The following is an 8212-nucleotide window of genomic DNA, read 5'->3' on the forward strand; positions in this document are numbered from 1 at the left end:
CGGTACTAAAGCCAAGACTAAAAGCAGGAGGGAGGTTCGGACGAAAAGGCTGGAGACGCGCATGAAAAGGGCAAGAGCGGGGCGCCTAGCCCGGACCCTTACCCCTCCACGCCTGATTTATTGGCATTTCCCCGCAGGCGTGCCTCCGGATGATGCGCTTTTAAAATCCACGTCTTTAAATTCTTCAACGTTGTGCAAACTCCCCAACCCCGTCAAAGCGTAGCGGCCGCGCCAAATAAATGTCGGCGAGGACCGGACGCCGAGCGATTCAACCAGTTTGTAATCGGACTCCACAAGCTCGGCTGAATTTTCCTTATACAACTGCTTGAACTTCGCCATATCCACGCCGCAGGATTCAAGAACATCGCTCCAAAGAGAAGAATTGATATTCTCCAAACGTTTGCCCAAATAACAATTGAGCTTGTCCGGCATATGGCGCTGAAGCACCATTTGGCGGATATTTTCCTCCAATTCCCCATCGCCGTGCAAGCTTCGGAAGATCGGCGTGCCTTCCGGGCTCTGTCCCTCTTTATCCACGATGTAGCGGTAAGAAAGCTGCACGTCCTTGGGGAATTTCCCGTCTTTTTCCGCGCTTAAAACGGCCCGTTGAGCGGCCACGCCGTAAGGGCATTGGCTCATGATGAAAAGATCGAGATTTTTCGATTTGGATTCTTTCTTGGCCCAAAAAACACCGGAAGAAGAAAGGCTGGGCACGAAATACCAGCCGCCCTTTTTGCCTTTTTTCTCAATCGCGCCGCGCTGGGCGAAATCATCCAAACTTTTATTGGCCGCGCCGTTTAAGGGCTTGAATAAAACAGCGGGAACGAGGGTGACGCCGGTTTCTTCCAAAATAGCGCGCGCGCCGGACGATGACGCATCCATCTCCTTGATTTGAAGATCAAAAGGCAGGCGCTTGATGCCGTCTAAAGCCTGCGGTTCGATTTTCGCCCAGGAAGCGTATTTTTCCCCGTTGATAACCACGACCTCAACCTTGGGCTTATCCGCCGCAGGAGCGCGTTCAGCTTTGATCTCCACGCGCTCGCCGGCGGGCAAACGCTCGTTGATGGACTGGGCCATGGCGGTCAAATCAAAACCCACGGAAAGGCCTTGCTCGCCGATCCATAACTTCGCGCCGTCTTGGCCCACGGGCTTGGCCGAACTAACCAACGCTTCCCCCTTTTCCCCTTCGACGGCTTTGGTGATTTCTTCGGCGTCGAATCCCAACATTCCGACAACTTCCTTCCAGGACAGCCCGGTAGGCGAAAGGGAAACGAGACGCAAATAACGCTCATAAAGCTCCGGCGAGCGGGCAAATAGCCATAGATGGACTTTCAACTCATCCTGGCGATCTTTAGAGAGCTTGCTCATGTCCTTAGGAAGGCGGGGTTCCACGGAAAGCTTCGATCCTGAAAAAACCGAGGCGACCAGCCGATCCGCAATGACGAAGTTATGCCAGGATTCCATCTGCGTCGGGATAAAATCAAGGCGCATCTGAGCCGCATCCAATAACGCCGCCCCTGCGCCGAAAGCCAGGGCCAGAACGCAGGCGGCGCTTTTTTTGAGCTTAGGCATCGCGTTCTTGTTCGGAAGAAAGCACGACTTTGACGCCCGGCAAACCCAGGGACACCAGGATATTGTAAAGAAGCGCCACGACCACCAAAAAAAGAACCGTGGCCAACGAATAGGCCAATGCGAAGACGGCCGCGGCCACGTTTTTCTGATAGACCTGGGGCAGACGATCGGCGATGGCCGGGTCAGGAAAGAAAATGAACGTAAACAACCCGCCGACAATGCCCACAATCAAGAGCAGAACGGGCAAAGCGGACATCACCAGCGAGAGCACCTGAACTTTCTTCAGTTCAACTTGCATGACAACCTCCAACGACAATACGACATATTATTTAAGCGCTGACCTTCGTTTGGGATTCCAGCCAAACAAGCGTTCGCTGATCCTGCGGCTGTCCCGCGGAAATCGTGATCACCCGCGCGCTAAAGGGCTGCGCATCCACCAAAACCGCGCCTTCGCTGAAATGCCCGGGCCTCTCCAGCGCCTTATTGATCAATTGTAAAAGCTCCGCGCTGGTGATGAAATCCAACAGATGCAGCCGGGCCGTTGTCTGCGCCGCAGCCTGCGGCCCGCCGGCTTTCTCCGCCGTCGGCCCGAGAGCGCCCGGAAGAATTTTGGGAGTGGCGCGCATCGCGATTTGAGGCGCCTTAACCGCAAAATGGGCCAGGTTGTGGCTGGCCATCACATAATTATCCCCGTCCAGGACGATGGCGCCGCCGGTGCGCACCAAAACCTTCAAAATCTGCTCCCAACGCGCGCGTTCGAGCTCCCCGACGTCCCGGCGATCCTTCTCATAACGCGATACCGCGGCCCGCAATTTATCGAAAAAAGCGGAAAGCGACTTATGCAAATCCCCGATTTCGTCGGAACGCATCTCTTTCGAAGGCCAAGCCGGCTGGGTGATGGAAAGAGAATCGACGATTTCCTTCGTCTCTTTGATAGGCCCCGCAACGGACTTATAGAGAAAAAAAACGCCGGTCGCCAAAAAAATAGCCACCACGCCGGCGCCGCCGAGATAAAAACGCTGCATACCCTGAGCCAATGTCTCTTTGGTCTCTTCGCGAGAAACCTGGATGGACACGACGCCGCGCATATCCCCCTGGCTCATTAAGGGAACGGTCACCTCGTAAAAACTGCGGCCCTCCAGCTCGAAGGGCAAAACCTTGGGCGACTTGGTGACATAAGACCGGGCGATGGCGTCCGTGGGCAGAGGATGAATCGATTGATACTCCTCGATTCTTTTGCCGAACAGTTGCGCATCCTTGGACCAGCGAATTTGGCCGTATTTATTGATCACCAAGGCATCAACGACGCGGGGGTCTTTAAGAAAATTTTGCATGGTATCGACTTCTTCGATGGTCACCACGCGGGGCGAAGAAAGGAAACCTGAAACGAAACGGTTCTGATTGACGTAGAGAAGCGCCACGATTTCCTGTTTGAGTTTTTCATCAAAGAACCACCGAAACAGATTGTTGTAAAAAATACCGGCCAGCAAAAAGACATACCCTCCGGTGAAGAGAAAAAGAATGGTCCACTTAGGAATAATTCTCACTTCGCCAGCTTTTGTTCGATCATGCGTTTGGTGGCGTAAGCCTGCTGATTATTGGGATCGAATTTCAAAGCAAGGTTGAGCTCGGCCAACGCGCGCTGCAAATCGTTCGACTGATAAAAAACCATGGCCTGTTGATAATGCGATTCGGCGGCCCGGCGAGCCTCCTCGGTCACGGCTGCGGGAGCGCCGCCTTCGGCCCCACCCGCTCCGGCGGCGCCGCCGACCACCTTGCCCTTTTCTTTCTCGGAGGAACTGGCCGCTTTGGCGCGCTCTTCAGCCTCGGTCTTGGCCTTTTCATCGTCTTCCTTCTTTTTCTTGGCCTCCTCAGTCCGGCGCGCCTCGTCTTCCTTCTTCGTCTGAGCAAGTTCTATTTTTTTCTTGGCCTCATCGGCCCGGTGTTTCAATTTGACGACTTTTTCGTACTCTTCGACGGCTTTGTCGAATTGTTTGTTGCGCAGGTGAGCGTCGCCCTTGGTGAAATACTCCTTGGCTTCGCTCTCGAGCGACTCGTTGATGATTTCCTGGGCGCGGGTATTGGCCGGATCAAATTGAAAAATGTCTCTGGCGTGCGAACGCGCGCTGGAATACTTTCCCGAAGCCAGCGACTTTAAAGCTTCAGAGAGGTGAAATTGGAGCTTCTTTGAACGCACCTCGGCTTCAACCGCGGTAATCTGGCGCGACAGGAAAGCGTAGGTTTTGGGGTCAAGGCTGACCGCCGTATAAAAATTATCCAAGGCGTCTTCCAAGCGCCCTTCCGCCTGGGCAAATTTGCCCTTCTCAAAATAGTCCTTCGCGATCTCGCCGTTGATGCGGGTGATATAAAATTGGGCCTTGCGGTGCCTGGGCTCCAAGGCCAAAACCTCCTCGAATTTTTGCACCGCCTCCACTCTCCTTCCTTCGCGATAAACCTGGACCGCCTCGTAAAATTTTTCACGGATCAGTTCGCGGACGCTTTTCGGGCTTTCCATCCGGCCCGGCGGAGCCCCGGCTGCGGCCGGAGAGGACAGTGCGGAATGAAGAGCCCTGGCTCTTTCAAACGAAGGATCGAGCGTCACGATGCGATTTAAGACTTCCAATGATTCCTGGTAGCGGCCCTGGCGGTACAGATCGAAGGCGCTGGCGTAAATCTGCTCCATGGTGCGGCGTAAAATCCAGCTCTTTTCCTTCTCAATGGTTTGCCCCATGATTCTTTTTTCTTCGGCGGTGACCAGGCCGACCCCGGTAATCTGGCCGGCCAAAGTCTTAAAAAGGGCGGCTTCTTCTTTCCTAGTGGCTTTGGCGGGCGTATGAAGCTTGGTCCCCCGGCCGGTTGAGACCGAAGCGGCCCAAAGCCCGGATGCGCCGCAAAAAGAAACGATTAAAACAAGAATTTTCGTCTTTTTTGAGCTAGAGAACCCTATATTCAACATTTAAAAGGACATGCCTCCCCCCTTCACGAGGGACATCCCGAAAGGCGCTAAAATTAAAGCAAAGATCACCGGGAAAATAAATATCATCATCGGCCCCAACATTTTGGTCGACGCCTTGCCCGCCATTTCCTCGGCCTTGCCGGTGCGGCGATTGCGCATATCGTGGGAAAAATTCCTCAGCAACTGGACCAAGCCCGTGCCCAATTCATCCGACTGGATCAATAGTCCGACCAGGGAACGGATTTCAGGGACATCCACGCGCTTGGCCATGTTGCGCAAGGCGTCGCGCCGCGGAAAGCCCAATTGAATTTGCTTTAAAACGTTTTCAATTTCCTCCTCAAGCGGGCCCTTGTTCTTAAAGGTGGTACCCAGGATTTTATCCATGGAATTAAGGTAATCAAGGCCGGATTCAATGGTCAGCGCCAATAAATCGACGAAACTGGGCAGATTCATCAACGCTCTTCTGTGCCTTAGGGCAACGTCTTTGCGGGCGTTGATATGCGGCACAAAAAAACCGATCGCGAAACCGGCGGCCAGCAGGCCCGGGTTAAATCGCCAACCCATCCAGAGAGCACCCCCTGCGGCCATCGCGGCGCAGGCCAAACCGTACTTTTCCATGCGCATGATCATAGCCTTTGGCTCCGACCCCTTGACCTGGCCGAGACCGAAATGATCCCTTTCCAAGAATTGCCCGATCCAGGGATTTTTGAGCAACGATGCGTTGATGCGGCCGATCATTGTGGTCTCCATGGATTCGCCGCCCAACATTTCTTCAACATCCCAAATTTTGCTTATTGCCATCCCATATATCTGCTGAGCCAACACGTCCAAAGCATTTTTCGGTATCTCTGCCTTGTCAATCTTTTTTTCAACCATTTCTTTCATCAAAACACCGCATTCAACAAGATCATCCCTGTCAAGAACAACAAATATTCCTTTTGGGTTATCATGCAGTTTATGCCCTGCTCTTCCAAGCCTTTGCAGTGCCCTTGCCGAACCTTTCGGTGATCTAAGCAAAACAACAAAGTCAATACTCCCTATATCAATTCCCAATTCAAGAGAAGTTGAACTAACAACCACCCTTAACTCGCCTTTCCTCAATCTCTCCTCAATCTCAAATCTTTTCTCCTTGCTCATCGAGCTGTGGTGCGCCCCCATCAGTCCAGAATACTTTCCAGGAAAATGCTTCCCGAGATAATGCACAATCCTCTCTGTCGCATTCCTTGTGTTCGTGAAAATCAAAGTTGTCTTATGACTCTCAATTATTCTGTCTAAAATCCTGTAAAGTTCTTTCTGGCTCTCCATGCTTTCTGCTTCTAAAATACTTTTCCCGGGAAAATCTAGTTCAATCTCAATTTTCTTAACCAAAGGAACATCAGCAATCAAGCAATCTCTTCCGACTCCAACCAAAAACCTCGCAATTTCCTCTAAAGGCGAAATTGTAGCACTCAAACCGACTCTCACAGGCTCAATCAAACTCAAGGCGCAAAGTCTTTCCAAAGTCAGGCTCAAATAAACTCCCCTTTTATTTGTCATCGCATGTATCTCGTCAACAATAACAAATTCAACCGCCTTTAATTTATCAACAAATTTTCTGCTTGTTAGGACAATAGCCAATGTCTCCGGCGTCGTAACCAAAATATGGGGCGTTTTCTTCAGCATTTTCTGCCTGTCTTTGCTTTCAATGTCTCCAGTGCGCAAAGCAACCCGAATTTCCTGCATTTTCAAGCCCCCCCCTTCCGCCAGTTCTTTTATCTCATTCAAAGGATTTATCAAATTAACAAAAATATCATTGCTCAGCGCTTTAAGGGGGCTTTCATAAACACAATATACTTTATCATCAAGTTCATTCCTCAAAGCCAGCCCAACAAGGTAATTCAAAATACTCAAAAAAGCAGTCAAAGTCTTTGTTCCGCCAGTAGGCGCTCCTATCAAAATATTTTTTCTTCCATGTATTTTTTTCACTCCATACAACTGAGTCAAAGAAAATTTATCAAACTTAGAAAAAAACCATTCTTTAACTAAAGGATTCAAAATTGCCTTTACCTCATCTTCCTTTTCCGCATCAACAAACTCAATTTTTCCAGACATTTTTTCCAATAGAGAGTTAGAAAACAAAAAACCTTCTTTTTAATACTTTGTCTTAATTAAAAAATGTTTTACAATATTAACTTCTGCAATAATATTGCACAGCTTGGAAAAACCGATAACCCCCGGTACAATATTCGCCAGGAGGACGCAAAAAAACATTGCCTCTTTCCCCAAGAAGATATCCAATGGCATTTCGTGGAGATCGGTCTCTTATCTGCTCCTCCATCCTACTGTTTATCATTTCATCGTTATCAAATTCTCCAACTTCCCAATATATCAGTGACGGGGGCCCAACAGATCTTGCATTTTCAGGTAGAGTTTCCACAGTCCATTTTTCTAACTTGCCCCTTTCTATTCTTATCATAACTATCCCTTAACCAATTAGTTTATAATAATTACTATTTTTCACAATACAAACCCAACACCACATTTAAATAAACATTCTTTCTTCAATACAAATGCCAAAAATCTCACAAGAAAAAAAAGATAAAATCATTGAGCAGATTTTACATTATTTATTTTCAGTTTCCCCCCAACCACAATTCACAGCAAGCATAGCAAAAAACATCGCAAGAGATGAAGAATTCATAAAATTAATTCTTCAAGAGTTAAAAACAAAAAACCTCATAATAGAAGTCAACAAAAATCCAAAAGGATTTCAATATCAGAGAAGGCAGCGCTGGCTTCTTTCCGAGCAGGTTTACAAAGTCTTCCAGGAGAAACAGAATTAGTTATTTTTGAGATAACAATCTCTTACTTCTTTTTTAAGAAGATAAAATAATAAAACAACTCCTAAAATAATTCCTATAAAAAAAGGACTAAAACCTAATGATTCTAAGACATCTTTAACAGAATAGTATATACTTACAAAAAGGATAAGAGCACTATAAGCAACTGCCGGCACATAAACCAACCTGTTTCTTATTAAAATTCCTATAATCAAAGCAATTATAAAAAATAAATACATTAGTAATATCGCATAAGATTTAACGGAAGGTTGATTTTCTGGAATATCTATTGAAGTAACTATCCACCCCAAAGAGGCATACAAAAGCCCCAAAACACCAAAGACAATCATAAGTCATCTTTCATTTTTAATTTACACAATAACAATATTTAAATTTAATCTTCTTCTCAAATTTCAATGCTTCCCCAATCCAGCATTCAAATAAAAGAAGCCTTTTCAAAAGTAAAAGGAGATATCACTAGCCTAAAATCTCAAATAAATTCGCTGAATGAGGAAATACACGAAATAAAAGAAACTTTGGAGATTCTTAAATCACTCTTAAACACCTCTCCTCTGCTTCAGGCAAAGGCTTCTTTAAATCAGACACAAAACCAGACAGATCAGACACTCAGGCAGATACAGACAGACACTCAGGCAGATAAACAGAGCCAATACGGTCTAAAAACACAAAATAACAATATTTCCATAGGAAATGATGGGGTGGGCTATACAAAAGAAATGTTTAAATACCCCCACTTCATCTGGAAATCTATGGTAGAAAGGGGGTTGGATGTTTTTTTTGAAGGATTTCTGAGAAAAGAAAGCGTCTTTTTTGATAAAAGGGCGCTGCAGTCTTCTTACACCCC

8 protein-coding genes are annotated in these 8212 nt (G+C 47.7%); 2 read left to right on the forward strand and 6 right to left on the reverse strand.

Annotation, left to right across the window (positions count from 1 at the left end):
• Positions 1 to 117: 117 nt before the first annotated feature.
• From HYT79_11780 to HYT79_11800, 5 genes are read right to left on the reverse strand one after another with little or no spacing between them, the layout of a single operon-like run.
• Entirely contained in the window at positions 118 to 1572 is a 1455-nt protein-coding gene (locus HYT79_11780; GenBank protein MBI2071264.1) for a hypothetical protein, read from the reverse strand.
• Positions 1565 to 1870, reverse strand: a complete 306-nt coding sequence (locus tag HYT79_11785) for a hypothetical protein (protein MBI2071265.1) — start codon at positions 1868 to 1870, stop codon at positions 1565 to 1567. The genes HYT79_11780 and HYT79_11785 overlap by 8 nt, the downstream gene beginning before the upstream one ends.
• A gap of 31 nt (positions 1871 to 1901) precedes the next feature.
• Positions 1902 to 3119 (reverse strand): hypothetical protein, encoded by a 1218-nt coding sequence (locus HYT79_11790; GenBank protein MBI2071266.1) that lies wholly within the window; start codon positions 3117 to 3119, stop codon positions 1902 to 1904.
• Positions 3116 to 4528 (reverse strand): hypothetical protein, encoded by a 1413-nt coding sequence (locus HYT79_11795; protein ID MBI2071267.1) that lies wholly within the window; start codon positions 4526 to 4528, stop codon positions 3116 to 3118. Before HYT79_11795 ends, HYT79_11790 begins: the two co-directional genes overlap by 4 nt.
• A complete protein-coding gene (locus HYT79_11800; GenBank protein ID MBI2071268.1) occupies positions 4529 to 6628 on the reverse strand; it encodes a DEAD/DEAH box helicase in 2100 nt (699 codons plus the stop codon). It lies immediately after the preceding gene.
• A 449-nt stretch (positions 6629 to 7077) separates the two neighbouring features.
• On the opposite strand from HYT79_11800, the gene HYT79_11805 reads away from it, so the two are divergent.
• Positions 7078 to 7350: a hypothetical protein gene (locus HYT79_11805; GenBank protein MBI2071269.1), complete on the forward strand. Its 273-nt coding sequence runs from the start codon at positions 7078 to 7080 to the stop codon at positions 7348 to 7350.
• Here the strand turns inward: HYT79_11805 and HYT79_11810 are convergent.
• Complete coding sequence (locus tag HYT79_11810; GenBank protein MBI2071270.1) at positions 7347 to 7697, reverse strand: hypothetical protein; 351 nt, start codon at positions 7695 to 7697, stop codon at positions 7347 to 7349. The genes HYT79_11805 and HYT79_11810 overlap by 4 nt on opposite strands.
• Positions 7698 to 7763: 66 nt before the next feature.
• Here HYT79_11810 and HYT79_11815 point away from each other — a divergent pair.
• A partial coding sequence (locus tag HYT79_11815) for a hypothetical protein (GenBank protein ID MBI2071271.1) occupies positions 7764 to 8212 on the forward strand: 449 nt, incomplete at its 3' end.

It is taken from the genome of Elusimicrobiota bacterium (genome assembly GCA_016180815.1).
Taxonomy (GTDB): Bacteria; Elusimicrobiota; Elusimicrobia; order JACQPE01; family JACQPE01; genus JACPAN01.

Coding starts and splice junctions, on each gene's coding strand:
- HYT79_11780 (MBI2071264.1), bottom strand. CDS start 1,572: ATGCCTAAGCTCAAAAAAAGCGCCGCCTGCGTTCTGGCCCTGGCTTTC.
- HYT79_11785 (MBI2071265.1), bottom strand. CDS start 1,870: ATGCAAGTTGAACTGAAGAAAGTTCAGGTGCTCTCGCTGGTGATGTCC.
- HYT79_11795 (MBI2071267.1), bottom strand. CDS start 4,528: ATGTTGAATATAGGGTTCTCTAGCTCAAAAAAGACGAAAATTCTTGTT.
- HYT79_11805 (MBI2071269.1), top strand. CDS start 7,078: ATGCCAAAAATCTCACAAGAAAAAAAAGATAAAATCATTGAGCAGATT.
- HYT79_11810 (MBI2071270.1), bottom strand. CDS start 7,697: ATGATTGTCTTTGGTGTTTTGGGGCTTTTGTATGCCTCTTTGGGGTGG.